Source organism: Streptomyces sp. NPDC059897, assembly GCF_042730865.1.
In the GTDB taxonomy this organism is placed as follows: Bacteria; Actinomycetota; Actinomycetes; order Streptomycetales; family Streptomycetaceae; genus Streptomyces.
Genome location: NZ_JBHWKQ010000027.1, coordinates 14,766 through 41,301, shown reverse-complemented (window position 1 = coordinate 41,301; position 26,536 = coordinate 14,766). Strand labels below are relative to the sequence as shown.

The window sequence follows — 26,536 nt, the reverse complement described above, 5'->3', positions numbered from 1 at the left end:
CGGCACGAGGGGCGAGGGCGCTGCAGCAGCTGGCTGGCCGCTCAGGTCGGGCCGATCTGCGGTTCACGCTAGACCCGATCCTCAAATTGGTCACCAATTTACCAATGTGGCGAGCGTCGCACTTGTTGCTCATGGCTGAACCCTTGACAAAACGGGGCACGGAAGGGCGTCGCGCGCGGCCGTGAGAGGCCCCGGACGACCCGTCTGGTCTACTGGTGACCGTGACCAACCAGCCCTCCGACGCCGCCGCGCCCGAGACCGACCTCGCCCAACTGCTGCGCCCCGTCGTACGCGAGTCCTCGGTCAGCGAGGTCGCCAAGCGCCTGCTCGACCACCTCTCCGCGGGGAACATCAAGCCCGGCACCCGGCTGCCCGCCGAGCGTCAGCTCGCGGAGGCCCTCGGGGTCGCGCGCTCCAGCGTGCGCGGCGCCCTGTCCGCGCTCGACGTCCTCGGCATCATCGAGATCCGCCCTGGCTCCGGCTCGTACGTGCGCGAGGGCACCTCGGAGTTCCTGCCGCGTGCCATCAACTGGGGCCTGATGCTGGGCCAGCGCCGCACCCGGGACCTGGTCGAGGTGCGCACCTACATGGAGGGCGTCTCGGCACGCCTCGCGGCGGAACGCGCGAGCGACGAGGACGTGGCACGCCTGGAGGAGCACCTGCGGCACATGCAGGAGGCGGGCAGCGACGTGAAGGCGTTCATCGACGCCGACATCGCCTTCCACCTGGAGTGCGCGAGCATCGCCCAGAACACCGTCCTGAGCGACATCCTGCACAGCATCCGCGCGCTGCTCCAGGTCTGGATGGAACGGGTCAGCGACATCGAGGGCACCGTCAGCGGCACCCTGTGCGAACACGACGCGGTCCTCAAGGCCATCCGCGACCGCGACCCCGAGGGGGCGGACCGGGCCATGGCGGAACACATGCGGATGGCGAGTGCGCGGCTGCGGGAGTCGGTGGGGGACGAGGGTCAACAGGGGTGAGAGCGGGGCGGATTGATGCCGTGGTGCGGCGCAACTAGGCCAACCGACCGACCCGGCCCCCGCCGACCGCGGCGAGACCGCTACTGACCGCTGATACCGCGGGCGTGTTCCTTGAGGAACGCGCCCGCGTGGGCCGCGGCCTCCTCCACGGTCGCGTACGGCGCCCCATCGGGAGCCGTGCCGGACGCCCCGTCCGCGCCGCGGCCGGTCCAGCCCCAACCACCGGAGGGCGACTGGGCCAGCTCGGCAGTCCCTCCGAACAGCGCGAGCGTGCTGGTGCCGGACGCCGTGGACGAGGGGCGACTCACGGCATCGGGCCACTTCTTGCGGGCACCCTGCCGGGTGATGCCCCAGACGGTTCCCAACTGCTCGTAACTCGCGCCGTAGGAGCCGGCGGTCGCCGCCGGCTGCTTCGTGAGCCGCTGGATCTCGCCGTCCAGCACCTTCCACGCGGCCAGGACGGACAGCGTCACGTCGACGGGACTCGCGTCCCACCTGCGGTCAAAGTTGCCGGGGCGCAAGCGCCTCGCCCCACCGCTTCGGGTCCATCCGGCCCGCGTACAACGGGAGTTCGAGCGGCGGCTGCCCGGCGGTGAACGGGTCCCACACCCGCGTCAGCCCCGCCGTGCCGTGCGTACGCACCCGGCGGGCCTCGCCCAGGTCGAGGACGTCCGTGACGAGCTGGTCCGTCGCGGACTCGGCCTCCGCGCGCACCCGGCCCTCGGGGTCGACGACCACGCTGCGGCCGATTCCGTCGGGCTGCGCGGCGTTGACACTGGCCATGGCGACCTGGTTCACGATCGCGTTGGCGCGGGCCAGGACGAGCTCCTGGGCGCGGTCGACGGTCGGTGTGCGCACGAGGTTGAGGACCAGGTCCGCGCCCTGCCAGGCGAGGTGTCGGGTGACCTCCGGGAACCAGGCGTCGTAGCAGATGGACAGGCCCACGCGCCCGTACCCGGGCATGTCGAAGACGACGAACTCCGTGCCGGACGCCGTCGTCTCGTAGGGGCGCCAGGGGAAGATCTTCCGGTACGCGGCGACACGTTCGCCCTCGGGCGAGTACACGGGTGCCGTGTTGTAGATCAGGCCGTCGTCACCGCGTTCGTAGACACTGCCGGGGGCCAGCCACACACCCGTCTCGCGCGCGAGGTCCGCCAGGCGGGCGCCGCGCGGGCCGTCCAGTGGCTCGGCGGCCGTCGTCATGACCGTCTCGGGGTCCTCGTCCGGCCGGTGGCCGCACAGGTGCAGCTCCGGGTAGGCCAGCAGCCGGGCGCCGGGGTGGGCGCGGGTGACACGGCGTACGTCCGCCACGAACGCGTCCAGGACACCGTCCGCGTCGTGCTGATGCGCGGCCGACTGGACGAGGCAGATCGGCAGGGGGCGGCTGGTCATCGGCGGGTGGCACCTTCCGGGGAGGCTGGGGTGGTGTGTGGGGTCCGCACGAGCACGAGCCAATCAGCCGACACACCATGGGACAACCCCCCTGTTTCCTGCGGCAGGCACAGGGCTAGCCTGTGGCCGCATGACCCTCAACCAGCTGAGGGCCTTCGTCGAAGCGGAGCGGCTCGGGTCGTTCACCGCGGCGGCGCGGGCCATGGACATCGCCCAGGCATCCGCCTCCGAACTGGTCCGCCGACTGGAGGCGGAACTCGACGCCGAGCTGTTCGTGCGCGGCAGCCGCACCCTCGCGCTGACCTCGGCGGGACAGGAGCTGCTGCCCTACGCCCAGCAGTCCGTGGCGGCCGCCGACAGCGGCACCCGGGCCGTGCACTCCCTCGGTTCGCTCGGCGGTGGCACCGCCACCTTCGGAGTCCTGCGCAACGCGGACTACTACCTGCTGTCCAACCTGGTGCAGCTGTTCCACGCCCGCTATCCGTCGGTGCGGGTGCGGCTCGTGGGGCAGAACTCCGCCGAGACCGCCGCCGCCGTGGCCGCTGGACGCATCGAGGCGGGACTCGTCGTGCTTCCCATCGACGACGAAGAGCTCCAGGTGACACCGCTGCTGCGCGACGAGGTGTACTACGTCAGCGCCAGCGAGGAACGCACGCGCACACCCCTCACCATCGAGGACTTCGCGCGGGCCCCCCTCGTTCTGTACGACGCCCACTACGGCTGGCAGGACCCGACGCGGCGGCAGCTCGCCGAGCGCGCCCAGTACGCGGGCGTCCGCGTCGACCCGCTCATCGAGCTCGAACACGTGGAAGCGGCCCTGAAGTTGGCGACCACCGGGGTCGGCGACACGATCGCCAGCCGCGCCGTGGTCGACAGCCCGGCGTTCCCGGCGGGGCTGCACACGGCCTCCTTCGCCGACCCCCTCTACGACACCATCGCGCTGGTACGTCGCCGGGGACACCCCCTGTCCCGCGCCACCCGCGAACTGGCCCGCATCGCCGAGGACACCCTGCGCGAAATTCGCGTCGCACGCGGCCTGTGAGCGGGGCCGCCCCGACACACCACAGGGAAACCCTGTGGATACGACAGGACTCGCCCCTCTAGTCCTGTGACAGCGGTCCGTCTAGCGTCCTCGCCATGCAGATCACGCACGACGAAACCCAGGCCCTCCCTCCCCTCGAGTGGCTCAAGAAGCCGTCCGTCGACGGACCGCCCGCCCAGCGCGACCCGAAGGTGGTCGAGCGCGTCTCCGAGATGCTCACGGAGATCGAGCACAAGGGCATGGACGCGGTGCGCTCCTACGCCCAGGAGCTGGACGGCTGGTCCGGTGAACTGGAGGTCTCCGCCACCGAGTTGAAGAAGTCCGGCGACGCCCTTCCGCCGGACGTCCGCACCGCCCTGGAGATGGGCTACGAGCGCACCCACCGGTTCGCCGCCGCGCAGCGCGAGCACCTGACGGACTTCGAGATCGAACTCGCCCCCGGTGTGCGCGGCGGCCAGCGGTACGTGCCGGTCTCCCGTGTCGGCGCCTACCTCCCGGCCGGCCGGTTCCCGCTGCTCGCCAGCGCGTTCATGACGGTCAACGTCGCCAAGACGGCCGGTGTGCCCACGGTCGTGGCCTGCACCCCGCCGTCGGGCGAGCACGGCGCCCACCCCGCGGTGCTGTACGGCGCCTACCTGTCCCGCGCGGACCGGGTGTTCGCCCTCGGTGGTGTGCAGGCGCTCGGCGCGATGGCCTTCGGTCTGCTGGGCGAGGCGCCGGTGGACATGCTGGTCGGCGCGGGCAACGCGTTCGTCACCGAGGCCAAGCGGCAGTTGTTCGGCCAGGTCGGCATCGACCTGCTCGCCGGCCCCTCCGAGGTCGCGGTGATCGCCGACGAGAGCGCCGACCCGGTGTGGGTGGCGGCCGACCTGCTGGGCCAGGCCGAGCACGGCCCCAACTCCCCCGCCGCGCTGATCACCACGTCCGAGCGGATCGGGCAGGCCGTCGTCGCGGAGATGGAGCGGCAGCTCGCCACCCTCGCCACCCGTGACATCGCCGGACCGGCCTGGCGCGACTTCGGCTCGGTCATCGTGGCGGAGGACCGGGACGCCGCCGTCGCCGTCGCGGACGTCATCGCGCCCGAGCACCTCGAGGTGCACACCGAGGACGACGACTTCTACCTGGAAAACCTCACCAACTACGGCTCGCTGTTCATCGGGCCCTGGTCCACCGTCGCGTACTCCGACAAGGGCATCGCCGGCACCAACCACGTGCTGCCGACGGGCAAGACCGCGCGGTACAACGCCGGCCTGTCGGTGTCCCGCTTCCTGAAGCCGCTGACGTACCAGCGGGCCGCGAAGGAGGGCACGGCGGCGCTCGCTCCGGCCGTCGAGCGGATCTCCGCCTTCGAGGGCCTGGCGGCCCACGGCGCGACGGCGACGCTGCGCATCGACGAGATCGGCCGCACCTCGGGCGCGTTCGACGACGTGCCTGCCGCGCTGCGCGAGCAGCTCTGACCGCTCCTGCCATCGCCGGTCCGGGGGCGGAGCCGTCATCGGCGGTTCGCCCCCGGCCCATCCCCCGCCCCGTCGGGACCCTGCGTGCCAGTCAGGCGCGGCGCGGCTCCCACCTCGTCCGCGAGCCAAGGATCCTCATATGCACCACCCACGTCCTGAGCAGGCCCCCGCTGCGGGCGCGACGCTCACCCAGGGCCTGAAGGGCCGCCAGATCACGATGATCTCCATCGGCGGGGTGATCGGCGCCGGCCTGTTCGTCGGCTCGTCGGCCGCCGTGGCCACCGCGGGCCCGGCCGTCATCGTCTCGTTCCTGCTGGCGGCCGCCCTGGTGGTGCTCGTCATGCAGATGCTCGGCGAGATGGCCGTCGCCAACCCCGACACGGGCTCCTTCTCCACGTACGCGGACCGGGCGCTCGGCCGCTGGGCCGGGTTCTCCATCGGGTATCTGTACTGGTGGTTCTACATCCTGGTCATCCCCATCGAGGCCATCGCCGCAGGGGAGGTCATCGCGGGGCTCACCTCGATCCCGAGCTGGATTCCGGCCCTCGCGGTGATCCTTGTGCTGACCGGGAGCAATCTGCTGGCGGTGCGCAATTACGGGGAGTTCGAGTACTGGTTCTCGCTGATCAAGGTCGTCGCGATCGTGGCGTTCCTGGTCCTCGGGGCGCTCGCGATCCTCGGTGTACTGCCCGGCTCCGACACCCATGGTGTCTCGAACCTGTGGAGCCACGGCGGCTTCGCCCCTCAAGGTGTCACCGCGATCCTGGCCGGTCTGCTGACCGCGATGTTCAGCTTCCAGGGCAGCGAGATCGTCACCATCGCGGCCGCCGAGTCGGAGGAGCCGCGCAAGAACATCAAGAAGGCGATCCGCGCGGTGGTGTGGCGCCTCGGTCTCTTCTACCTCGGCTCGATCCTCGTCGTGGTGTGTCTCGTGCCGTGGAACGCCGACGATCTGGGGGCCGGGTCCTATCAGGCGGTCCTGGACCGGATGAACATCCCGGGCGCCGCCCGGATCATGGACGTGGTCCTTGTGGTCGCCGTGTGCAGCTGCCTCAACTCCGCCGTCTACACGGCGTCACGGATGCTGTTCTCGCTGGCCGGGCGCGGCGACGCGCCGACCGCCTTCGCCCGGACCTCGCCGCAGGGTGTGCCCCGCAACGCGGTCCTCGCCTCCACGGTCGTCGGCATCGCCGCGGTGATCGCCAACTATCTGCTGCCGGACGTGTTCTCGTACCTCATCGCCTCCAGCGGGGCGATCGCGCTGATGATGTACCTGGTCATCGCGCTGACCCAGTACGCCGTACGCCGCAAGGGCGAGCGGCCGACCGACGTACGCATGTGGTGCTTCCCGTATCTGACGCTGGCCACCATCGCGTTCATCGCCGGGGTGCTGGTCCTGATGGCCGTACTGCCGGGCCACCGGCTCGAGTTGTGGCTCTCGCTCGGCCTCGCCGCGGTGCTCGCCACCGTGGGCGTGGTGCGGCAGCGGCGCCTCCGGGCAGCGCCCGCGGACGCCGCCGAACCCGTCCGCGCGGCCTCCGGGTCGTGAGGGTTCAGCGGGCCTTGGCGTGGGTGGCTCTCGGGACGAACTCGGTCGGCAGGACGAGGCGTTCACCGTCGGCGTCGATGTCCCCGGCGATCCGGCGGGCCAGCAACCGGGCGGCCTGAAAGGCGAGTTCACTCAGGTCGTGGCGGACGGTGGTCAGCCGGAACACCTCCCAAGCCGCCATCGGCAGGTCGTCGAAGCCGACGACGGTGAGGTCGTCGGGCACCTTGACGCCCGCCGCGATCGCGGCATTGAGCACACCGATCGCGACCACGTCGTTGCCACAGAAGACGGCGGTGGGCGGTTCCGCCGCGTCGAGGAGGGAGGGCAGCGCCGCGTACCCGGTCTCGTACTCGAACGCGCCGCGCACCACGCGGTCGTCCGGCAGTCCGATGCCGGCGTCGGCCAGGGCCAGCCGGAAGCCCAGCTCGCGGTCGCGGCCGGTCGTCGTGTTGGCCGCGCCGAAGATGCCTGCGAGGCGGCGGTGACCGAGCCCGACCAGCTCCTGTGCGACGAGGCGTCCGCCGCCTTCGTTGTCGACGACGGAGGCGAAGTCGCCGGGCCGGCCGGTGTCCCGGTTGAGGAACACGTAGGGCATGCCGCGCCGCTCCAGCAGGGCGGGCAGCCGCGAGTCGGTGGTGGCGGTGGCGAGGACGACGCCGTCGAGCGACTGGTCGAGCAGCTTCTCCTCGGCGACGGCCTCGTCGGAGCGCTCGGTGAGCAGCATCATCCGGTAGCCGAGCCGCTGCAGTTCGTCGTGGAGCGGCGCGACGACATGCGGGTAGAACGGGTTGGTCATGTCCGTCACGATGACGCCGACCCGGTGGGTGGACCGGGTGGACAGCGTGCGACCCGCTTCGCTGGGTACGTAGTTGAGCGCCTGGGCGGCCCGTTTGATCTTCTCGCGGGTGGCCAGGGAGACACGGGGGTCGTCACGCAGGGCGCGGGACACCGTGGGCTGCGAGACACCCGCGAGTTTCGCCACGTCGTGACTCGTGATCGCCATGACTCTCTCTCCTCCTCGACGCCTCGTACCGCCCGGATCCCGGCTCCGCGGTCCGGACAGTATACGTACGCCGCTCCGTATACGTATGTCCATCGCCAATTCCTTGATCGCGACTCCACCGCCGGGTGTGTGGAAATTCGTTTCGCACCTCTTGACAGGCCACACCTCCGGAGCCTGTCATAGGAATGCATACGTATTCCAATCATGCTTGCCACTTGTTCACCAGGGAGCCCCCATGCCCGATGTCGTCGTGTCCACACCCGACCTTGAGCGCCGCACGGTGCGCCGCAGCGACTTCGTCTCCTGCAACCAGGCCTTCATCGACTGCCGCACCCCCGGCTCGGACCGGAAGGAGAACTACGCCATGATCGGGCCGGGCGTCTCGCAGTCCTCCGGCCAGCACGTCAACCTGCGGCTGCCGCACGGCTACAACATCGGCGCCGCCGCCATGCCGCACGGCATCACCAACAACCTGCACCTGCACTACACGGCCGAGGTGTTCATCTGCACCGCCGGCGAGTACCTGCTGCGCTGGGGTGCCGACGGCGCGGAGGGCGAGCTCCCGCTGAAGGCCGGTGACATCGTGTCCGTGCCCACCTGGATCTTCCGCGGTTTCACCAACACCGGCCCCGACGACGGCTGGCTGTTCACCGTGCTCGGCATGGACCGCACCGGCGGCATCATCTGGGGCCCCTCGGTCCTGCGCGAGGCGGCCGAGCACGGTCTGTACCTCAGCGCCGACAACCAGCTCGTCGACACCGTCGCAGGGGACGAGCTCCCGCCGGAGTCCGAGCGGGTCACACCGATGGCGCAGGAGCACATCGACCGGCTGCGCCACTACAGCGCCGAGGAGATGAAGCGCCGGGTCGCCGCCGCCGACGAGCTCGTGTGGTCCGAGCACCCCTTCATCGACAGCGCCCTGCCGGGCGGCGGCGCGCGCCTGAGCTGCGTCATCGGCTACGGCATGACCGAGGACCCGCACCAGGACCCGCGCGTGTTCAACCCGCACGGCCACAACGTCGCCTGGCTGCGCGCCGAACCCGGCCAGGGTGTCTCGCAGCACCGTCAGCGGGAGACCCAGACACTGATCGTCAAGAACGGCGAGTGGGAGGTCACCCTCAACCGCACCGACCCGGTCTCGGTGCGTCTGGGCCCGCGCGACATGCTGTCGGTGCCGCAGGACGCCTGGCGCACGGTGCGCAACGTCGGCGAGGAGGAGGGCGACCTCCTGGTGGTCAACTCCGGGGACGGCCGGGTCCGTCTGGAATGGGACGAGGAGGTCCTCAAGGCGGCGGCCGACGCGGGCCTCGGCCTGGACCACAACGGGTACGTCGCCCCGTACGCGCTGCTCCCCCGTTCCGCGCGGCGCTGGTGACCGGCGTGCCGCTGCCCCTGGTCGTGGTCCCCGGCATGCTCTGCGACGCGAGCCTGTGGTCGGACGTCACCTTCCCCGAGGGCCATGCCGTCCACCACGTCGCGCTGCGGCGGCCGGACGTCGGCGCGCTCGCGGACGAGGTGCTGGCCGCGGTGGACGGGCCGTTCGTGCTCGTCGGGCTGAGCCTGGGCGCCATCGTCGGGTTCGAGGCGCTGCGGCGGGCCCCCGAGCGGGTGGCGGGGCTGTGTGTGATGGCGACGAACGCCGCCGCACCCCGGCCCGAACAGCATGCCGCCTGGCGGAAGTTGGACACTCTCGTCGCCGACGGCCGGTTCGCGGAGGTGGTCGAGCGCACGCTTCCGGACATGTTCCCCGACCGCCGCTGGTCGACGGCGGACGCCGAGCGCTACCGGCGCATGGCCCGCGCCGTGGGCCCCGACGCCGCCCGCGCCCAGCTCGCCGCCCAGCCCACCCGCGAGGACGCGTTCGCGGCGCTGCGCTCGGCGCGCTGCCCCTCCGTCGTCCTCTCGGGCGGCCGGGACACTCTCTGCCCGCCCGCCTTCCACCGCGCCATCGCCGACGCCCTGCCGCACTCCGACCTGCGCGAACTGCCCGACGCCGGACACCTCGTGCCGTGGCAGCGGCCGGACGCCGTGGACGCGGCGCTGCGCGACGTCGTCTCGGCGGCCGCCACCACCGCCCCGTAGAGCCACCACCGCCACGTAAGGCCACCACCGCCGCCCCGTAGAAGTGCCACCCAGAAGCGAGTCGAGAGAGCCCTGATGCATCGAGAACACCAACACCCTGCCCCGCGACAGGAGGCCGGCGCATGACGACCGAACGCACGACGACACCCCTCGCCGGGCGGACCGCGCTCGTGACCGGGGGCGGCAGCGGCCTGGGCCGTGCCATCACCCGCTCGCTGCTGGCCGACGGCGCCCGCGTGGTGATCACGGGCCGCGACGGGGACGCCCTCAAGCGCACCGCCGACGAACTCGGACCGGGGGTCGAGCCCCAGGTCTGCGACGTGTCACGGGCCGCGGACGTCGAGGCGCTCGCCTCGGCCCTCGCGGACGACGAGGTATCTGTCCTGGTCAACAACGCGGGCATCGCAGGACCCGTGGCGCCGCTGAGCGAGATCTCGCCCGACGACTGGGACGAGGTCTTCGACATCAATGTGCGCGGCGTGTTCCTGATGTGCCGGGCGTTCCTCCCCGCGATGACCCGTCGTGGCTCCGGTGATGTCATCAACCTCGCCTCCGTGTCGGGCAAGCGACCGCTGCTGCGGCGCACCCCGTACTGCGCGTCGAAGATGGCGGTCATCGGCCTGACGACCACGTTGGCGGGCGAGGTGGGACCGCAGGGCATCACGGTCAACTCCCTGTCCCCCGGGCCGGTTTCGGGGCCGCGAATGGAGCGCAATTTCCGCCTGGAGGCAGAGCGCACGGGCAGCAGCTACGCCGAGGCCGAGGAGGCCTTCGTGTCGCGTGCCGCGCTCGGGCGGATGGTGACCGAGGAGGAGGTCGGCGAGGCGGTGAGCGCGATGCTGCGGATGCGTGGCATGTGCGGCGCCGATGTCGACCTGTCGGCGGGGATGGTGGCCCGATGACCGTTCCCCACACCCCGCGCCGCAGCCTCAAACAGCGTCTGGCGGACGGCGATCCGCTGCGCGGCGCGCTGCTGCGGCTGCCCTCGGAGACGCTGGTGGAGATGGCGGGCGTCGCCGGTCTGGACTTCGTGGTCATCGACTGCGAGCACGGACCCGCGGACACGGCACTGCTCCAGCAGCACATCATGGCGGCCGAGGCCCACGGCATCGACGTGCTGGTACGGGTGGGCTCCGCCGAGCCCGCACTGGCGCTGCGCTGCCTCGATCTGGGCGCGGCCGGGCTGATCCACCCGCACGTGGACGGCGCCGAGGACGCCCGGCGGGCCGTGGCCGCGAGCCACTATCCGCCGTGGGGCGAGCGGGGCTTCGCCACGTACAGCAGGTCGGGGCGGTTCGGCACGGTCACCGCGGCCCAGCACGTGGCGGCGTCCCGCGAGACGCTGGTCGTCCCGATGATCGAGACACGCCGCGCGTGCGCCGCGGCCGGCGAGATCGCCGCCACCGAGGGTGTGGACGCGGTCCTGGTGGGCCCCGCCGACCTGGCGGCGGACTGCGGCTTCCCCGCGCAGACGGTCGTCGACGACCTGGTCCGGGCGGCACACCGGGCCACCGCCGGGAACGGCCGCGCCGTGATGACGATCGTCCCGCACGCCGCGGCGGCGCGGGCCGCGGAGGAGTCCGGGGCCCGCCTGATCGTCTTCAACATGGCGCAGGTGCTGATGGACACCATGGCCTCCCTCGCCCGGCCCACGGGGCCCGCAGAGGCCGCACAAGCCCACTGAAGCGGCCTCACATGTGTGACACCGGAAGGACCTCCGCCCCAGTCATGGAACGCCTCCTTCCGGCCTCGCTCAACCTCTTGACGCCCCTCTCCCGGAACTCTAATGTTCACGCCTAGTTCATACGTATGCATTGCATGCACCCCTCATCATCCGCCGCGCGATCGGAGCAGCCATGTCCTCTGCAGCGCCACCCCGCACAGCCCCCGCGTCCGCCCCCGAGACGGCGGAGAAGCGGAGCGCGATTCGCCGAGCCATCGGCGCGGGCAGCATCGGTAACTTCGTCGAGCAGTTCGACTACGGCCTGTACGGCTACATGGCCCCGATCATGGCCCCGGCGTTCTTCCCCGAGAGCGACAAGACCGTCGCGGTGCTGGGCACGTACGCGATCATCGCGATCGCCTGCCTGGTCCGCCCGCTCGGCGGGACACTGCTGGGCCGCTGGGGCGACCGGGTGGGCCGCAGGAAGACACTGCTGTGGACCCTCGTGGCGATGGGCGCCGCCACCGCCCTCGTCGCCGTCCTCCCCACGTACCACCAGGTCGGCATCCTGGCGCCGATCCTGCTGCTGATGCTGCGCGTGGTGCAGGGCGTGGTCTCCGGCGGCGAGTACGTCGGCGCGGTCGCCTTCATCGTCGAGTGGGCCGAACCCAACCGGCGCGCGTACTACACCTCGTACGCCTCCAACAGCTGCTTCGTGGGCACGCTCGCGGGTGCCGGTGTCGCGGCCCTGACCAGCTGGGTCTTCGAGGGTCCCGCACTGGACTCGTGGGGCTGGCGCATGCCGTTCCTGCTGGCGATCCCGCTCAGCCTGGTCGGCCTGTGGATGCGCAGCCGCATCTCGGAGAGCCCGGAGTTCGTGCGGGCCACCGACGACGGCGCCGATGTCGTCAAGTCGCCGGTGATCGAGGCCCTGCGGTCGCAGTGGCGGCCCATCCTGGTCTACTGCGGCATCTCCATCATGTGCGCGATCCTGTCCTACACCTGGGTCACGTTCTATCCGCAGTACCTGACGGACACCCTCGGCCTGCCGCGCTGGATGGGCCTCGCCTCCAACGCCATCTCGATCGCGGTCCTCATCCCGTTCCTGCCGCTGGCCGGCAAGCTCTCCGACCGGATCGGGCGCAAGCCGATGCTCATCTCCGGCGCCGTGGCCTGCATCGTGCTGGTGCCGCTGGCGTTCTGGGTGGGTGAACGAGGCACCTTCGCGGCCGCGATCGTCAGTCAACTCATCTACCTGGTACCGGAGTTCTTCCTCACCGTCATCGTCACGGTCTGCGCGGCCGAGCTCTTCTCCACCCGCACCCGGTTCAGCGCCAGCGCCATCGCGTACAACAGCTCGTTCTCCATCTTCATGGGCATCACCCCGTTCGTCGCGACGCTGCTGGTCAGCACCTTCGACACGATCTACGCCGTGTGGGCCTACCTGGCCGCCGGCGCCGTCCTGGCCCTCGTCGTCGTCACCGCCTTCATGACGGAGACGTACCGGAGCGAGCTGGGCGCGGACAAGTTCGCCCGCCAGGACACCCCGCAGACGACCTGAACCCGCACTCCGACACCCCTTGCCGGGGACCCCACACATCAGTAACGCTACATACGCATTCACACCGCACTGGAACGGAAGAAGCACCATGGCCCTTGACCCCGTCGCGTACGAGCCCTACAACGACCCGGACGAGTTCATCCGCGAGGTGACCGACCGCATCTGGGTGGAGCGCGACATCGCCCACATCGTCGACAACTACGAGCCCGACTCGATCGTCCACGCCAGCCTCGGTACGGTCGTCGGCCGCGACGGCGTGATCGAGGGCAGCACGATGCGGATGGCCGCCGTGCCGGGACACATCGGCCAGGCCGAGGACGTGGTGTGGGAGGCCCGCGGGAACGACGCGTTCCTCAGCTCGCACCTCGTCTTCTCCGCCGACGAGCACCTCGTGGACGGCCGCAGCATCCGCGTCCGCAAGCGCACGGTCGCCAACTGCCTCTACCGGCGCGGCCGCATGGTCGAGGAGTGGGTGGTGCGCGACGACCTGGCGGACTGCCTGCAACTCGGCATCGACCCGGACGAGGCCGCGCGCGGCCTCCAGTTCCAGGGCTACACCGGGTCGATGACCGAGGAGCCGCCGAAGGACGTGCTCGTGGAAGGTGTCAGCGGTCCGCGCCCCGACGACTTCCGTCCCGAGTGCGAGATGGTCCTCGAGTTCATCGAGCGGGTCTGGTCGCAGCGCGAGCTCAACAAGGTCAACGACTACATGGCGCGCGACCTCTTCCTGCACACCATCGGCGACCGCACCGTCATCCGCCCGGAGCGCTACCAGGCCGACCTGCTGGACATGGTCGGCCCCTTCCCCGACGCCCGCTTCTCCGTCCTGGACGTCCAGACACATCACGCGGAGCGGTACGCGGGTCTGCGGGTCGCCGTGACCTGGACGATGCACGGCACGTACCGTGGCATCCCGGCCTTCGGCCCGCTGACCGGCAAGCCGGTCACGGTGCTCGGTGTCTCGCAGTTCACGATCCAGGACGGCCGGATCGTGAAGGAGGTCCGCGTGTACGACGAGATCGCGCTGCGCGCGCAGATCAACGCGGGCCGGGAGGACGGCGCGGACGTGGCGGCGAACATCTACTGATCCCTTCTGATCCCTTCTGATCCCTTCTGATCCCTTCTGATCCCTTCTGATTCCAGCTACTTCCTGCTGATCCCCGCTAGTTCCTTCTGTTCCACCGGCCCTTGCGGGACGGGTGTGGGCCCGGCGCGGTGGTGCGCCGGGCCCGCACCCGTTGTCCCTACGCCGAGGAGGCCGCGCGCCGCGCCGTCGTCGGCAGCGCCGGCCTGCGGCGTGCCTCGTAGCGGGCGATGTCCTCGTCGTGCCGCATGGTCAGGCCGATGTCGTCGAGCCCGGACAGCAGCCGGTGGCGGTCGGCCTCCGGTACCTCGAAGGACACCGGCTCCAGGCCGGGCGCACTGACTCGGCACTGTTCGAGGTCGACGGTGACAGCGGTGCCGGGCTCGCGGTCCAGCAGTTCCCACAGGGCCTCCACGGCCGGGACGGGGACGACCACGGGCAGCAGACCGTTGCGGTAGGCGTTGCCGGTGAAGATGTCTCCGAAGCGCGGGGCGATGACGGCTCGGAAGCCGTGGTCGACCAGCGCGTACACGGCGCCCTCGCGCGAGGAACCGGTGCCGAAGTCGGTGCCGGCGACGAGGACGGTGGCCCGGTCGTACGGGCTGCGGTTGAGCACGAAGTCCGGGTCCTCGCGCCAGTCGGCGAACAGGTCCTCGCCGTAGCCCCGTTTGGTCAGGCGGCTGAGGAAGCGGACGGGGATGATCTGGTCGGTGTCCACGTCGCTGACGCGCAGCGGGGCACCCTGTCCGGTGTGGACGGTGAACTTCTCCATCACTGGGTCCGACCCTTCTGGTCCAGGTCCTTGGGCGCCGCGAGGCGACCGGCCACCGCGCTGGCCGCGGCGACCGCCGGGGACACGACGTGCGTACGGGCTCCCTTGCCCTGCCGTCCCTCGAAGTTGCGGTTGTTGGTGGAGGCTGCGCGCTGGCCGGGGCGCAGCCGGTCCTCGTTGACAGCGGCGCACAACGAGCAGCCGGAGGTGCGCAGTTGGACCCCTGCGGCCCGGAAGGCCTCCTCCAGCCCCTCGTCGACCGCCTGGGCGCGGACGGTGTCCGAGCCGGGTACGAGGTAGACCTCGACGCCGGGGGCGACCCGGCGGCCGCGCAGCACGTCCGCCGCGGCCCGCAGGTCCTCGATGCGGCCGTTGGTGCAGGAGCCGATGAAGACCGCGTCGATCGCGATGTCGCGCAGGAACGTGCCCGGCGTCAGATCCATGTAGGCCAGAGCGCGTTCGGCGGCGGCGCGGTGCTGCGGGTCGGCGAAGGACGCGGGGTCGGGGACCGTGGCATCGAGCGGGGCGGTCTGGGCGGGGTTGGTGCCCCAGGTGACCTGCGGGGCGAGCTTGTCGCCGTCGAGCACCACCTCCGTGTCGAAGACCGCGTCGTCGTCCGAGCGCAGCGTGCGCCAGTGGGCGAGTTCCGTCTCCCAGTCGGGCCCGGCGGGGCTGTGCGGGCGACCGCGCAGATACGCGTACGTCGTCTCGTCCGGCGCGATCATGCCCGCACGCGATCCCGCCTCGACGGTCATGTTGCACACCGTCATCCGGGCCTCCATGGAGAGTGCCTCGACGGCCGGGCCCTGGTACTCGACGATGTGGCCCTGCGCCCCGGCGGTGCCGATCTGCGCGATCAGCGCCAGGATGAGGTCCTTGGCCGACACCCCGTCGGCGAGCCGCCCGGTCACGGTGACCCGCATCGTCCTCGGCCGGGTCAGCGGCAGTGTCTGGGTGGCCAGGACGTGTTCGACCTGCGAGGTGCCGATGCCGAGAGCGAGGGCCCCGAAGGCGCCCATGGTCGTGGTGTGCGAGTCGCAGCACACCACCGTCATGCCCGGCTGGACGAGGCCGAGTTCGGGGCCGATGACGTGGGCGATGCCGCGCTGCGGGTCGCCGCGCCGGTACACCTCGATGCCGAACTCGGCACAGTTGCGGGCCAGCAGTTCGGCCTGGCGGCGCATCGCCGGTTCCTCGATCCGCTTGAACAGGTCGGCGGTGGGGACCAGATGGTCCTCGGTCCCGAGGGTCAGGTCGGGGCGGCGCACGGTGCGTCCGGACTCACGCAGGCCGTCGAAGGCGATCGGGGTGTTCACCTCGTGCAGCAGGTGCAGATCGACGTAGAGCAGGTCCGGCTCCCCCGGCGCCGAGCGCACCGTGTGGGACTTCCAGACCTTCTCCGCCAGGGTCTCTCCCATGGCGCGGGGCTCCTTCGCGTTCGGCGGTGGGTGTGGGCTTGTGGGCCTCTGGACTTGTGGTCTGTGGGCTTGTGGGCTTGTGGGTCTGTGGGCTTGTGGGCGCCCTCAGGCTGACGGGTGTGTTCGGGCTGGTCAACATCGGTCGGGAATCTTGAGTAACTGGTCAGGGCAGTAGCTGACTTGATGTGCCGGGAGCACACCACTGGCCCACTTTCCTGACGTCTGTGTACGTTGACCTCGCCCCATCCAGGCACCTACAGGAGCGCTCATGTCCACTGCCTTCGAACGACTCGATCTCGCGGTCCTGCGACTGATCGCCGAGGAACCCCGCGCCGGTGTGCGCGAGTACGCCCGCCGCCTCGGTGTCGCCCGGGCGACGGTGCAGTCGCGGGTGGACAAGCTCCAGCGGCTCGGCGTACTGGTGAGCTGGCGGCCGCAGTTCGACCCCGCGGCGATGGGGTACGCGGGGCTGGCCTACGTACGCCTGCATCTGGCACAGGGGAAGCTGGACCAGACGCTCGCCGGTCTCGCCGCGATACCCGAGGTCATCGAGGCCAACGCGGTGGCGGGCGAGGCCGACCTCCTCTGCCGCGTCGTCGCCAAGGACAACGCGGGCCTCGAGGAGGTGCTTCAGCAGATCATCGCCGTCGAGGGGGTCGAGCGCACCTCCTCCGAGGTGGTGCTCAGCCGTCGTCTGATGCCTCGCATCTCGCCGCTCATCAAGAAGATGCACGACGAGCTCTGGCGCTGAACCCGGCTCCGCCCAGGGGCCGTTCAGCCCATGACCGAGGCCAGCGGGACGATGAGCCCGATGGCCACCACCGCGGCCACGGTCACGCCCACGGAGAACGTCTTGAGCGTGCCCCTCGTCGTCAGCCCGGTCAGCGACTGCACCAGCCAGAACGTATTGCTGGTGACATGGATGGCGACCAGGGACCCGGCGCCCGCGGCGAGCGCGATCCACACGGGGTCGATGCCCAACGAGGGGGCGATCGGCGCCAGAATGCCCACCGAGGTCATGGCGGCCAGGGTCACCGAGCCGACGGCGATGTGCAGCACGGCCGCCACCGCCCACACCATCAGCAGCGGTGCCACGGTGCTCGCCGAGAAGTACTGGCCGAGGATGTCCCCCAGGCCGACGTTCTTGATGGTGAGGGCGAGCGAGCCGCCGACGCCGTTGAGGACGAGGATGAGCCCGCTCTCCCGGAATCCATGGCTGATCGCCTCCTCCGTCGCCCTGGCGCCGACGGCCCGCCGGGTGACGAGGGTGGTACCGATCAGCCCGATGAGCAGCGCCGTCACGGGGTCGCACACGAACTTCAGCGGTCCGATCGACACACCCCCGATCTCCAGGAACGCGCCCGTGGCGATCAGCAGCAGAGCCACCAGGGCAGGACCGAACAGGGTCACCAGACGCACGTCCGGGCGTGTGTCGACGGGGCCGCGGACCGCGACCGCCGTCGTCGTTGTCGCTACCCCTGCCCCTGCCCCTGCGCCTGCGCCTGCGCCTGCGCCCGGCGTCGAGGATGCGGCCGGGTCGGCCGAAGTCCCGCCTTCCGTACGGGGGTTCGCGGGCGCCTCGTCGTCCTCGACGGGACGTTCGTCCTTGGCCGGGTTCCACCAGCCGCGGTGGAAGACGAACTGCATCACGGCCACGCTGATCAGCGTCGTCGGCACGGCGATCAGCAGCCCGTACAGCAGCATCGTGCCCAGCGGCACGTCCATCAGCGCCGCGATGGCCAGGCAGCCGATGCCCGGCACCACCATCACCACGCCGACCTCCATGCCGATGGTCATCGCCGAGATCATGCGCGGAAGGCCCGCCTTGCCCAGGCGCAGCCCCAGCTTGCGGGCGAGCGGGGCGACCATGACCACCAGGACGTCCAGGAAGATGGACTGCAGGGCGGTGGCCAGCGCGGTGGACAGCGCGTACGGCATGCGGCGCGGGCCGACCCCGCGCATCAGGGCTTCCACCAGGCGGTCGATCGCCCCGGACCGCCGCAGCAGCGCCCCGGTGAGCACCCCGAACACGGCGAGCAGCCCGATCTCCGCCATCAGGTCGCCGAAGCCCTTGGTGATGGCTCGGACCGTCCCCTCGGCGCCCAGTCCGGACGTGATGCCGAGGTACGAGGACGCGAGCAGCAGCGCGATGACGGGATGCACCCGCCACCGGATGATCAGCAGGACCGCCGCCAGTACGGCGACGGCGGTGTTCGCCACGATCAGCATGTCTGTCATGTGCGCATCCCAGGTGCCCCCGAGCCGGTGCGGCGGGGCGGTCGACGTCGTTGTCTCGGGGGTGCGGCGGCCCCCTGCCGCGGCCGGCCCACTGGACGGGGGCGGCCGGGTGCAGGCCAGAAAGCTAGTCGCGGGCTGCCGTTGTGAGAAGAGGTGTGTGAATTGTTGAGCCAGTGGTAAAGGAGATCCGGGTTCCGCGTGACCGGGCGGCACAACTGGTCAAGCTTCGGGCGGGTTTGCGGGGCCCAGGAGGGGCTCGGTGCACCGACACACCATGGGCGCCATCGAGAAGTGAACCACTGGCCGTACGAGAGTGCCCAGTTGGACCAGTCCGGTCACCAAACCGCGCTCCATCATGGCCAGTTGCCTGGACATTTCCGAGCCCCGTTGACCATCACGGAAGCAGGCTCCTACGGTCGTGCACCCGGCCACCGACCGGCACGCCGCCCATCGAAGCGCATCGCAAGGGAGCCCCTGCCGTGACCGCTACCCACGAGACACCCACCCATGACCTCGCCGAAGTGCCGCCGGGCCGGCAACCGCGCCCCTTCTCGCTCGAGGACCGCTACCTCGCCGAGGACGGCACCGTGTACCTCACCGGCGTACAGGCGCTGGTGCGCATGCTGCTCGACCGGCAGCGGCACGACCGGCGGGGCGGCCGGCGCGGATCGGTGTATGTGAGCGGCTACGAGGGTTCGCCGCTGGCCGGCTACGACCTGGAGATCCAGCGGCGCTCCGCGCTGATGCGGGCGCACGACATCGTGCACGCCCCGGCGCTCAACGAGGAGTTGGCGGCCACCGCGCTGGCCGGCACCCAACTGGCGGGCACGGTGGCCGACCTGACCACCGACGGTGTCACCGGCGTCTGGTACGGGAAGACGCCGGGCCTGGACCGGGCCACGGACGCCATCCGGCACGCCGCCATGACCGGCACCTCACCCACGGGCGGTGTGGTGGCACTGGTCGGCGACGACCCCAGCGCGAAGTCCTCCACGGTGCCGTGCTCCTCCGAACCCGCCCTCGCGGACCTGCAGTTGCCCACGCTGTACCCGGCGGACTCCGGCGAGATCCTGGACTTCGGGCTGCACGCCGTGGAGCTGTCCCGGGCGAGCGGCCTGTGGGCGGCGATGAAGGTGGCGACGAACGTGGCCGACGGCGCGTCTACGGCGCGGCTGGATCCGCTGTGGTCGCCGCCGGACCTGACGGGGCTCCCCGACGGCCTGCGGGCCTACGCGCACACCCCCAGCGCGCGCCTGCTCGGCGGTGAACTGGCCGCCCTGGAACGGAGTTTTCAGCAAACGCGGCTGCCCATCGCCCTCGAATACCTCCGCCGCAGCGGGCTCAACCGCATCCTCGGCGCCACCGGGCCCGCCCGCGTGGGCATCGTCGCCGCGGGCAAGACCTACCTCGACGTACGGCAGGCACTGACCTCGCTCGGCCTCGACGACGCCGCCCTTGAACGGTCCGGGATCCGGCTCCTCAAGCTGGGCGCGATCGTTCCAGTGGAGCCGACCGTCGTGCGCGAATTCGCGCGGGGCCTCGACGAGGTCGTCGTCGTCGAGGACAAGCGGGCGTTCCTGGAGTCGGCCGTCAAGGAGATCCTGTACGGGGTGCCGGACGCGCCCCGGGTCACCGGCAAGCGCGACCCCTCCGGCGCCAGGCTCTTCAGCGACGTGGGGGAACTCGACCCGGACGCGGTGGCCACCGGGCTCGCCGCGCGCCTGCGGGCGCTCGGCGGTTTCGGTGACCTGGAGACCTGGCAGGAGCGCAGGCCGCGCGAGCGTGTCCTGCTGCCGCTGGCCACCCGCACGCCGTACTTCTGCTCGGGGTGTCCGCACAACTCCTCGACCAGGCCGCCCGAAGGTGCGCTGGTCGGTGGCGGCATCGGCTGTCACGCCATGGTGCTGATGATGCCCGAGGAGCGTGTCGGCACCGTCGTCGGCCTGTCGCAGATGGGCGGCGAGGGCGGGCAGTGGATCGGCATGGCACCGTTCGTCGGCCAGAAGCACTTTCTGCAGAACCTCGGGGACGGCACCTTCGCCCACTCCGGGAGCCTCGCGGTCCGCGCCGCGGTCGCCGCGGACGTGCCCGTCACCTTCAAAATTCTCTTCAACTCGACCGTGGCCATGACCGGCGGCCAGGACGCCGTCGGCGGCCAGGGCGGCCTGGCGCAGCTCGTCGCCACGGTGCTGGCCGAGGGTGTCACGCGGGTCGTCGTCACCACGCCCGCCCCGCGCGCGGCGCGCCGGGCCCTGCGGCGCACCCGCGCGACCGCGGGCAAGGGCCGTGTTGCGGTACGTCACCGCGCTGAACTCGTCGACGTACAGGCAGAGTTGGCGAAGGTGGCCGGTGTCACGGTGCTGGTGCACGAGCAGGAGTGCGCGGCCGAGCGGCGCCGCAAACGCAAGCGCGGCACGGCGCCCACCCCGACCGCCAAGGTCATGATCAATGAGCGGGTGTGCGAGGGGTGCGGGGACTGCGGGCAGAAGTCCAACTGCCTTTCCGTGCGGCCGGTCGAGACCGAGTTCGGCCGCAAGACGCGAATCCATCAGTCCTCGTGCAACCTGGACTACTCCTGCCTCGACGGCGACTGCCCCTCCTTCCTGACGGTGACACCGGCCGCGCGACGGGACACCGGGCCGTCCCTCCCCCGGGACCCGGGCCCGCTGCCCGAGCCCGAGGTGCGCGAGCGCCCCGACGGTACGCGTGTCCGCATCACCGGCGTCGGTGGCACCGGAGTCGTCACCATCGCGCAGATCCTCGCCACGGCGGCGGCGATCGACGGCCGCCATGTGCGTGCCCTGGACCAGACGGGTCTGGCCCAGAAGGGCGGAGCGGTCGTCTCCGACCTCACCATCACGCGTGCCCCGGTGGACCGGGGCGCCAAGCTCGCGGGCGGCGAGTGCGACCTGTACCTCGGCTGCGACTCCCTCGTCGCCGCCGACCCCACGCAGCTCAAGGCGGCCGATCCGCAGCGCACCACCGCGGTGGTCTCGACGGCCGAGGTACCCACAGGGCACATGGTCACCGACCCGGCCACGTCGTTCCCCGCGCAGCACGACATCCGCTCCGCGCTCGACGGCCGTACGCGTGACACCCACCACCTGCCCGCCGACGCCCTGGCCCAAGAGCTCTTCGGCGACGAGCAGTTCGCCAACATGCTTCTCGTCGGGGCCGCCTTCCAGGCCGGTACGCTCCCGCTGAGCGCCGCGGCCGTCGAGCGGGCCATCACCCTCAACGGCGCCCGCGTCGACGCCAACGTCCAGGCGTTCCGGCACGGCCGCCGCGTCCTTGCCCAGCGCACCGGAACGCTGCCCGCGCCGACGGAGGACTCCGCACCGGAGCCGACCGAATCACCGCTGTCCGAACTTATCGACCACCGCGTCCGCGAGCTGACGTCCTATCAAGACGCCGCGTACGCTGCTGGTTACGCCGAGGTCGTCGAGCACGTGCGCGCCACGGAAGCGGCACGGATCGCCCCCGACAGCGACGTGCTCGCCCGCGCCGTCGCCCGCAACCTCTACAAGCTGATGGCCTACAAGGACGAGTACGAGGTGGCCAGGCTCTCCCTCGACGCCACGCTCGACGAGGCCGTCCGCGACCAGTGGGGTCCGGGCGCCCGGGTCTCGTACCGGCTGCACCCGCCACTGCTGCGCGCCCTCGGGATGCGGCGCAAGATCACGTTGGGCCCGTGGTTCCGGCCCGCCTTCCGCGTGCTGCACGGCATGCGCCGGCTGCGGCACACCCCCTTCGACCCGTTCGGCCTGGCCCACGTACGCAGGGTGGAGCGGGCCCTCGTCGGCGAGTACCGCGAGGCCGTCGAGGAGGCGCTGCGGCTCCTCGCCCCGCGAACGCTCCCGACCGCCGTCGAACTCGCCGAACTCCCCGACGCCGTACGCGGATACGAACACATCAAACTCGCGTCCGTGGAGCGTTGTCGGACCCGCTTGACCGGGCTTCGCGAGGAGTTGCGTGCCGCGGGTGACGGATAGCGTGCCGCAGCGGTTCCCTCAGCCGAGGGCGACCCCGGTCAGCTCCCGCAGCACCCCCAGGAGCCGCTCCTGGAACCGTGGGTCCCGCGCCGCCGGGTGCGGGTCCTGGGTGTGCTGGTGGTACCAGTAGCCGCCGGTGGGCGGGGTGACGGTGGAGTGTGTGGCCAGCCATGTCTGGGTGCCGTGGCCGGCCGTCAGGTCGTCACTGGCCGCCGGGCCGCCCATGCGGGTGGGCACCCAGCCCGGGTCGACTGCGTGCGCGGCCGTCCCCTCCCAGCGGGACGCGAGGGCCAGGGTCAGCGCGGTCACCCACAGTTTGGTGTCGCTGTACGTGGCCGTACCGTCGGCCAGCCTCGTGAGGTCGGTGGAACCGTCCCGGTGCATGGAGCTGCTCAGGTAGACGAGCGTGGACGGCTTCTCCATCAGGGCCGTCAGGACGTACGGCGCGACCGTGTTGACCGTGGCCGCCTCCGGGGCGTGCATGGTGCCCGCGTTGTGGACGACCGCGTCGAAGCGGCCGAACTCCGCTGCCTGCCGGGCGACTTCGGGGATCTCGTCGGTCTCGGACAGGTCCCCGGTGATCGCACCCGCCCACCGGCCCGCCCCGGACGGCGCGGCGACGCGGTCCGGGGTGCGGGCGTGGACGACGACGTCGTGGCCGTCACCGGCCAGCGCGTCCGCCGTCGCGTGGCCGAGGCCGGTGGAGGCTCCCGTCACCAGGATCAGGGACATCGGTACGTACTCCGTCCGTCGGTGGTCACCGCGTTCGTCGCGTTCACAGCGTGAGCAGGACCTTCGTCGCCCTGCGCTCGGCCATCGCCTTGTAGCCCTCGGGGGCCTGCTCCAGCGGCAGCGTGAGGTCGAAGACCTTACCGGGGTCGATCTCGCGGTCCCAGATCAGCCGGATCAGCTCCGGGAGGAAGCGGCGTACGGGGGCGGGGCCGCCCAGGGTGTGGATGCCGGCGAAGAAGAGCTGGATGCCGGGGATCTGGACGCCGTGGTTGACGCCGACGTAGCCCAGATGGCCGCCGCCGCGGGTGGCGCCCACGGCCTGCATGAAGGATTCCTGCGTGCCGACCGCCTCGATGACGGAGTGCGCGCCGAGGCCGCCGGTGAGTTCCTTGATCTTCGCTACGCCCTCGTCGCCGCGCTCCTCCACGATGTCGGTCGCGCCGTAGTAGCGGGCCAGCTTCTGCCGCTCCGGGTGGCGGGACATCGCGATGATCCGCTCGGCGCCCAACTGCTTGGCGGCGAGGACGGCCATGAGCCCGACCGCGCCGTCGCCGACGACCGCGACGGTCTTGCCTGGGCCCGCCTCCGCGGCGACGGCCGCGAACCAGCCGGTGCCCAGGACGTCGGAAGCGGCCAGCAGGGCGGGGATCAGCTCCGGGTCGGGCTGTCCTGGCGTGGCGACGAGCGTACCGTCGGCCAGCGGGATGCGGGCCTTCTCGGCCTGCGTACCGATCCCGCCGTGCACGAATTCGGCGTGCACGCACTTGGACTGGAATCCGGACTCGCAGATCTCGCAAGTGTTGTCCGAGATGACGAACGAGCCGACGACGAAATCTCCCGGCTGCACGGTCTCCACCGCGTCACCGACCTCCTCGACCACGCCCACGTACTCGTGGCCCATGAGCGTGTGGTCGACCGGCTCGATCCCGCGGTACGGCCACAGGTCCGAGCCGCAGATGCAGCTCGCGGTCAGCTTCACGATCGCGTCGGTGGGCTCGACGATCTTCGGGTCCTCGCGGTCCTCCACTCGGACGTCGCCGGCGTTGTGCATCACTACTCCACGCATGGTGGATCTCCTCGTTCCGTGTTCGGTGTGTTTGGTGTGTCGGGGGATACGACGACGGTCCCTAGGACGCCGCCGCCACGCCGCGATGCCTCGTGAGGCCCATGATGATCGCGGGGATCAGAGTCAGCGCGGCGACGAATGTGCCGACGACCGCGGGTCCCGTCGTGCCGAGCGGGCCGTCGAGCGAGAGTCCGGCCGCCCAGGATCCGACGGCCGTGCCGAGGTTGAAGGCCGCGACGGTGAGGCCGGAGGCCAGGGCCGGGGCCCGGTCGGCGCAGCGGACGGCGAGGGCGATCAGGACCGGGTTGGCGCCGAGACCGAAGAAGCCGAGCAGGGCGACCAGCACGACCGTCGCCGGGGCCGAGCCCGCCAGCAGGCAGATCGCGAGCAGCAGGAGTGTCGCTCCGGCCGGGGCGACGATGGTCACCGCGTGCGGGCGGCGGTCGCCAAGGCGGCCGCCGACGAGCGAGCCCGCGAGGGCGCCGAGGCCGAAGCCGACCAGGACCAGCGGTACGTACCCGGCGGCGAGCCCTGACCGGCCGGTCAGCAGCGGCGCGATGTATGAGTACGCGGCCAGGACCCCGCCGGTGGTGGTGGCGCAGGCGGCCAGCACCAGCCACAGGCGGCCGGAGCGCAGCGCCGACAGCTCGGAGCGGATCGATCCGGCGTGCTGGTCGGGGCCGTCCCGCGGGACGGTGCGGGCGATCACCAGGACGGCCGCGGCGGCGAGGGCCGCGAGGGCCCAGAACGGTCCGCGCCAGCCCATGAGCTGTCCCGCGAACGCGCCCAGCGGCACGCCGACGACATTGGCCAGCATGGCTCCGGCCCCGACGAGACCCAGGGCGCGGGCGCTCACGGCCGGTCCCGCGGCGTTCGCGGCGGCCACATTGGCCACGGCCCAGAACGCGCCGGTGGCCAGCGCGGTCAGGAACCGAGCGGCGAGCAGCAGCGGGAAGCTGGAGCCGAGGGCGACGACGACGTGGCCCACGGCGAAGACACCCAGGGCCAGCATCAGGGTGAGCCGCTTGGGCAGCCGCAGCGTGAGCATCGCCATCAGCGGCGCGCCCACGATCATCCCGACGGCGAAGACGGTGATCAGGAGCCCCGTCCGCGCGACCCCGACCTGCAGGTCTCCCGCGATCTCGGGCAGCAGCCCGGCGACCACGAACTCGGTGGTGCCCATCAGGAACGTGCCCATCGCCAGCACGTACACGACGAGCGGGAGCCGGGCGGGCGGCTCGGAGCGGTCGGGGCGCCCGTCGGCGGGGGCGTGGAGGGTTCCTCCTCGCGTACTCATGCATCAACTCCGTGGGGTGTCTCAGTGCGGTGCTGTGGTTCTGCGGTGCTGACCGCACGAAACCGGCGTTTGCGCAGGTGGGGAAGGTCGCGTTTATAGGGGGTACAAGCTCGACCTCCCTCCGCGGCGTCCCGTGGCTACCGTGGAACGCATGGACGAGCGAAGCGACCACCGCGGCGAGATCAGGGACTTTCTCGCCAGCCGACGCGCCAAGATCACCCCGGCGCAGGCGGGGCTGCCCACCAGCGCCCGGCGGCGCGTCCCGGGGCTGCGGCGCGAGGAGGTCGCCGTCCTGGCGGGGGTCAGCACCGAGTGGTACACGCGCCTTGAGAAGGGACACATCGGCGGGGTGTCGGAGGACGTGCTCTCGGCGGTCGCGCAGGCCCTGCAGCTGGACGAGGACGAGCGCACCTATCTGTTCGACCTGGCCCGCGCCGCCAAGCCCGCCCGCCGTGCTCCGTCCCGCCGCAAGGACGTCGCGGTGCCGCCGCGCGTCCAGTGGATGCTCGACTCGATGACGATGTCCTCGGCCTTCGTGCGCAACGGCCGCCAGGATGTCATCGCCCACAACGCGCTGGCGAAGGCCCTGCACACACCGATGTACGAGAGTGCCACCACCGACAAGCAGGGCCGGCCCAACGTCGCCCGCTACATCTTCCTCGACCCCGGGTCGCAGGAGTTCTTCGTCGACTGGGGCGCCGCGGCCGTCGCGACCACCGCCCTGCTGCGCGCCGAGGCCGGCCGCGAACCCCACGACCGGGGGCTGCGCGAGCTGATCGGTGAACTGTCCACGCTCAGCTCCGAGTTCCGCGCGCAGTGGGCGGCCCACGACGTCCGCATCCGCCACGAGGGCCTCAAGCGGCTGAGCCATCCCGACGTCGGCGAGCTGGAACTCTCGTACCTCTCCCTGGACCTGCCGATGGCGAGCCGCGCCGTGCACGACCTGACGCTCTACTCGGCGGAGCCCGGCACCACCTCCGAGGAGCGCCTCAAGCTCCTCGCCAGCCTCGCGGCCACCCGCACCCGGGCGGCCGCACCACCCCGCACGTAGGGCCTGTGGTTCGGATCAGGCCATGGCCCACCGCCCCCGGCATCACTCCAACACCCCTTGGGCACAAGGGGGTCAAGGGCCCACAGACGTCACACCCACCGCCGCCGACCGTTCACCTCCGCCTCACCCGAGCTCGCCATCGTGGGCCCCCTGC

Annotated in this window: 22 protein-coding genes; 13 read left to right on the top strand and 9 right to left on the bottom strand. The window is 71.4% G+C overall.

What is annotated here, in order from left to right; translation table 11 throughout:
* The first annotated feature begins 215 nt into the window (after positions 1–215).
* A complete protein-coding gene (locus ACFV9W_RS26525; RefSeq protein WP_385765188.1) occupies positions 216–983 on the top strand; it encodes a FadR/GntR family transcriptional regulator in 768 nt (255 codons plus the stop codon).
* An 80-nt stretch (positions 984–1,063) separates the two neighbouring features.
* Here ACFV9W_RS26525 and ACFV9W_RS26520 read toward each other — a convergent pair whose 3' ends face one another.
* Both ACFV9W_RS26520 and ACFV9W_RS26515 read right to left on the bottom strand, forming a co-directional pair.
* Positions 1,064–1,456 (bottom strand): hypothetical protein, encoded by a 393-nt coding sequence (locus ACFV9W_RS26520; protein WP_385765186.1) that lies wholly within the window; start codon positions 1,454–1,456, stop codon positions 1,064–1,066.
* 28 nt (positions 1,457–1,484) lie between these two features.
* On the bottom strand, positions 1,485–2,375 hold the full coding sequence (locus tag ACFV9W_RS26515) for a carbon-nitrogen hydrolase family protein (RefSeq protein ID WP_385765184.1): 891 nt from the start codon (positions 2,373–2,375) through the stop codon (positions 1,485–1,487).
* A 130-nt stretch (positions 2,376–2,505) separates the two neighbouring features.
* Here ACFV9W_RS26515 and ACFV9W_RS26510 point away from each other — a divergent pair, with 130 nt between their 5' ends.
* From ACFV9W_RS26510 to ACFV9W_RS26500, 3 genes are all read left to right on the top strand, one after another.
* Positions 2,506–3,417, top strand: coding sequence for a LysR family transcriptional regulator (locus ACFV9W_RS26510; protein WP_385765182.1), 912 nt, complete (start codon positions 2,506–2,508; stop codon positions 3,415–3,417).
* Between the two features lie 95 nt (positions 3,418–3,512).
* A complete protein-coding gene (gene hisD / locus ACFV9W_RS26505) occupies positions 3,513–4,874 on the top strand; it encodes a histidinol dehydrogenase (protein WP_385765181.1) in 1,362 nt (453 codons plus the stop codon).
* A 139-nt stretch (positions 4,875–5,013) separates the two neighbouring features.
* A complete protein-coding gene (locus tag ACFV9W_RS26500; protein WP_385765180.1) occupies positions 5,014–6,423 on the top strand; it encodes an amino acid permease in 1,410 nt (469 codons plus the stop codon).
* A gap of 4 nt (positions 6,424–6,427) precedes the next feature.
* Here ACFV9W_RS26500 and ACFV9W_RS26495 read toward each other — a convergent pair whose 3' ends face one another.
* Positions 6,428–7,426 (bottom strand): LacI family DNA-binding transcriptional regulator, encoded by a 999-nt coding sequence (locus tag ACFV9W_RS26495; RefSeq protein ID WP_385765178.1) that lies wholly within the window; start codon positions 7,424–7,426, stop codon positions 6,428–6,430.
* Between the two features lie 235 nt (positions 7,427–7,661).
* Between ACFV9W_RS26495 and ACFV9W_RS26490 the strand changes: the two genes are divergently transcribed.
* From ACFV9W_RS26490 to ACFV9W_RS26465, 6 genes are all read left to right on the top strand, one after another.
* On the top strand, positions 7,662–8,801 hold the full coding sequence (locus ACFV9W_RS26490; protein WP_385765176.1) for a cupin domain-containing protein: 1,140 nt from the start codon (positions 7,662–7,664) through the stop codon (positions 8,799–8,801).
* 5 nt (positions 8,802–8,806) lie between these two features.
* On the top strand, positions 8,807–9,508 hold the full coding sequence (locus tag ACFV9W_RS26485) for an alpha/beta fold hydrolase (protein ID WP_385765174.1): 702 nt from the start codon (positions 8,807–8,809) through the stop codon (positions 9,506–9,508).
* A gap of 122 nt (positions 9,509–9,630) precedes the next feature.
* On the top strand, positions 9,631–10,410 hold the full coding sequence (locus ACFV9W_RS26480) for an SDR family NAD(P)-dependent oxidoreductase (protein WP_385765172.1): 780 nt from the start codon (positions 9,631–9,633) through the stop codon (positions 10,408–10,410).
* Positions 10,407–11,192: an HpcH/HpaI aldolase/citrate lyase family protein gene (locus ACFV9W_RS26475; RefSeq protein ID WP_385765170.1), complete on the top strand. Its 786-nt coding sequence runs from the start codon at positions 10,407–10,409 to the stop codon at positions 11,190–11,192. Before ACFV9W_RS26480 ends, ACFV9W_RS26475 begins: the two co-directional genes overlap by 4 nt.
* 172 nt (positions 11,193–11,364) lie before the next feature.
* Positions 11,365–12,732 carry an MFS transporter gene (locus tag ACFV9W_RS26470; protein ID WP_385765168.1) on the top strand — a complete coding sequence of 456 codons (1,368 nt, stop codon included), beginning with the start codon at positions 11,365–11,367 and terminating at the stop codon, positions 12,730–12,732.
* Between the two features lie 88 nt (positions 12,733–12,820).
* Positions 12,821–13,819, top strand: coding sequence for an ester cyclase (locus tag ACFV9W_RS26465; RefSeq protein ID WP_385765166.1), 999 nt, complete (start codon positions 12,821–12,823; stop codon positions 13,817–13,819).
* Positions 13,820–13,976: 157 nt separating this feature from the next.
* On the opposite strand, the gene leuD is transcribed toward ACFV9W_RS26465, so the two are convergent.
* Together leuD and leuC are read right to left on the bottom strand one after the other, a co-directional pair.
* A complete protein-coding gene (gene leuD, locus ACFV9W_RS26460) occupies positions 13,977–14,588 on the bottom strand; it encodes a 3-isopropylmalate dehydratase small subunit (protein WP_385765164.1) in 612 nt (203 codons plus the stop codon).
* On the bottom strand, positions 14,588–16,006 hold the full coding sequence (leuC, locus tag ACFV9W_RS26455) for a 3-isopropylmalate dehydratase large subunit (protein WP_385765162.1): 1,419 nt from the start codon (positions 16,004–16,006) through the stop codon (positions 14,588–14,590). Before leuC ends, leuD begins: the two co-directional genes overlap by 1 nt.
* A 268-nt stretch (positions 16,007–16,274) precedes the next feature.
* Between leuC and ACFV9W_RS26450 the strand changes: the two genes are divergently transcribed.
* Positions 16,275–16,757, top strand: coding sequence for an Lrp/AsnC family transcriptional regulator (locus tag ACFV9W_RS26450; RefSeq protein WP_356372998.1), 483 nt, complete (start codon positions 16,275–16,277; stop codon positions 16,755–16,757).
* Between the two features lie 23 nt (positions 16,758–16,780).
* Here ACFV9W_RS26450 and ACFV9W_RS26445 read toward each other — a convergent pair whose 3' ends face one another.
* Positions 16,781–18,244, bottom strand: a complete 1,464-nt coding sequence (locus tag ACFV9W_RS26445) for a GntP family permease (protein WP_385765159.1) — start codon at positions 18,242–18,244, stop codon at positions 16,781–16,783.
* 479 nt (positions 18,245–18,723) lie between these two features.
* Between ACFV9W_RS26445 and ACFV9W_RS26440 the strand changes: the two genes are divergently transcribed.
* Positions 18,724–22,236, top strand: coding sequence for an indolepyruvate ferredoxin oxidoreductase family protein (locus tag ACFV9W_RS26440; protein WP_385765157.1), 3,513 nt, complete (start codon positions 18,724–18,726; stop codon positions 22,234–22,236).
* 18 nt (positions 22,237–22,254) lie between these two features.
* Here ACFV9W_RS26440 and ACFV9W_RS26435 read toward each other — a convergent pair whose 3' ends face one another.
* The 3 genes from ACFV9W_RS26435 to ACFV9W_RS26425 form a co-directional block, all read right to left on the bottom strand.
* Entirely contained in the window at positions 22,255–22,968 is a 714-nt protein-coding gene (locus ACFV9W_RS26435) for an SDR family NAD(P)-dependent oxidoreductase (protein WP_385765155.1), read from the bottom strand.
* A 43-nt stretch (positions 22,969–23,011) separates the two neighbouring features.
* Positions 23,012–24,034, bottom strand: coding sequence for a zinc-dependent alcohol dehydrogenase family protein (locus ACFV9W_RS26430; protein WP_385765153.1), 1,023 nt, complete (start codon positions 24,032–24,034; stop codon positions 23,012–23,014).
* Between the two features lie 61 nt (positions 24,035–24,095).
* Positions 24,096–25,331, bottom strand: coding sequence for an MFS transporter (locus ACFV9W_RS26425; RefSeq protein ID WP_385765151.1), 1,236 nt, complete (start codon positions 25,329–25,331; stop codon positions 24,096–24,098).
* Between the two features lie 151 nt (positions 25,332–25,482).
* Here ACFV9W_RS26425 and ACFV9W_RS26420 point away from each other — a divergent pair, with 151 nt between their 5' ends.
* Positions 25,483–26,382 (top strand): helix-turn-helix transcriptional regulator, encoded by a 900-nt coding sequence (locus tag ACFV9W_RS26420; protein WP_385765149.1) that lies wholly within the window; start codon positions 25,483–25,485, stop codon positions 26,380–26,382.
* Positions 26,383–26,536 lie beyond the last annotated feature (154 nt).

What these genes read in the sequence shown, in the direction of transcription:
- ACFV9W_RS26515 (WP_385765184.1), bottom strand. Translation starts at nt 2,375, where the DNA reads ATGACCAGCCGCCCCCTGCCGATCTGCCTCGTCCAGTCGGCCGCGCAT.
- ACFV9W_RS26510 (WP_385765182.1), top strand. Translation starts at nt 2,506, where the DNA reads ATGACCCTCAACCAGCTGAGGGCCTTCGTCGAAGCGGAGCGGCTCGGG.
- hisD (WP_385765181.1), top strand. Translation starts at nt 3,513, where the DNA reads ATGCAGATCACGCACGACGAAACCCAGGCCCTCCCTCCCCTCGAGTGG.
- ACFV9W_RS26500 (WP_385765180.1), top strand. Translation starts at nt 5,014, where the DNA reads ATGCACCACCCACGTCCTGAGCAGGCCCCCGCTGCGGGCGCGACGCTC.
- ACFV9W_RS26495 (WP_385765178.1), bottom strand. Translation starts at nt 7,426, where the DNA reads ATGGCGATCACGAGTCACGACGTGGCGAAACTCGCGGGTGTCTCGCAG.
- ACFV9W_RS26490 (WP_385765176.1), top strand. Translation starts at nt 7,662, where the DNA reads ATGCCCGATGTCGTCGTGTCCACACCCGACCTTGAGCGCCGCACGGTG.
- ACFV9W_RS26480 (WP_385765172.1), top strand. Translation starts at nt 9,631, where the DNA reads ATGACGACCGAACGCACGACGACACCCCTCGCCGGGCGGACCGCGCTC.
- ACFV9W_RS26475 (WP_385765170.1), top strand. Translation starts at nt 10,407, where the DNA reads ATGACCGTTCCCCACACCCCGCGCCGCAGCCTCAAACAGCGTCTGGCG.
- ACFV9W_RS26470 (WP_385765168.1), top strand. Translation starts at nt 11,365, where the DNA reads ATGTCCTCTGCAGCGCCACCCCGCACAGCCCCCGCGTCCGCCCCCGAG.
- ACFV9W_RS26465 (WP_385765166.1), top strand. Translation starts at nt 12,821, where the DNA reads ATGGCCCTTGACCCCGTCGCGTACGAGCCCTACAACGACCCGGACGAG.
- leuD (WP_385765164.1), bottom strand. Translation starts at nt 14,588, where the DNA reads ATGGAGAAGTTCACCGTCCACACCGGACAGGGTGCCCCGCTGCGCGTC.
- leuC (WP_385765162.1), bottom strand. Translation starts at nt 16,006, where the DNA reads ATGGGAGAGACCCTGGCGGAGAAGGTCTGGAAGTCCCACACGGTGCGC.
- ACFV9W_RS26450 (WP_356372998.1), top strand. Translation starts at nt 16,275, where the DNA reads ATGTCCACTGCCTTCGAACGACTCGATCTCGCGGTCCTGCGACTGATC.
- ACFV9W_RS26445 (WP_385765159.1), bottom strand. Translation starts at nt 18,244, where the DNA reads ATGACAGACATGCTGATCGTGGCGAACACCGCCGTCGCCGTACTGGCG.
- ACFV9W_RS26435 (WP_385765155.1), bottom strand. Translation starts at nt 22,968, where the DNA reads ATGTCCCTGATCCTGGTGACGGGAGCCTCCACCGGCCTCGGCCACGCG.
- ACFV9W_RS26430 (WP_385765153.1), bottom strand. Translation starts at nt 24,034, where the DNA reads ATGCGTGGAGTAGTGATGCACAACGCCGGCGACGTCCGAGTGGAGGAC.
- ACFV9W_RS26425 (WP_385765151.1), bottom strand. Translation starts at nt 25,331, where the DNA reads ATGAGTACGCGAGGAGGAACCCTCCACGCCCCCGCCGACGGGCGCCCC.
- ACFV9W_RS26420 (WP_385765149.1), top strand. Translation starts at nt 25,483, where the DNA reads ATGGACGAGCGAAGCGACCACCGCGGCGAGATCAGGGACTTTCTCGCC.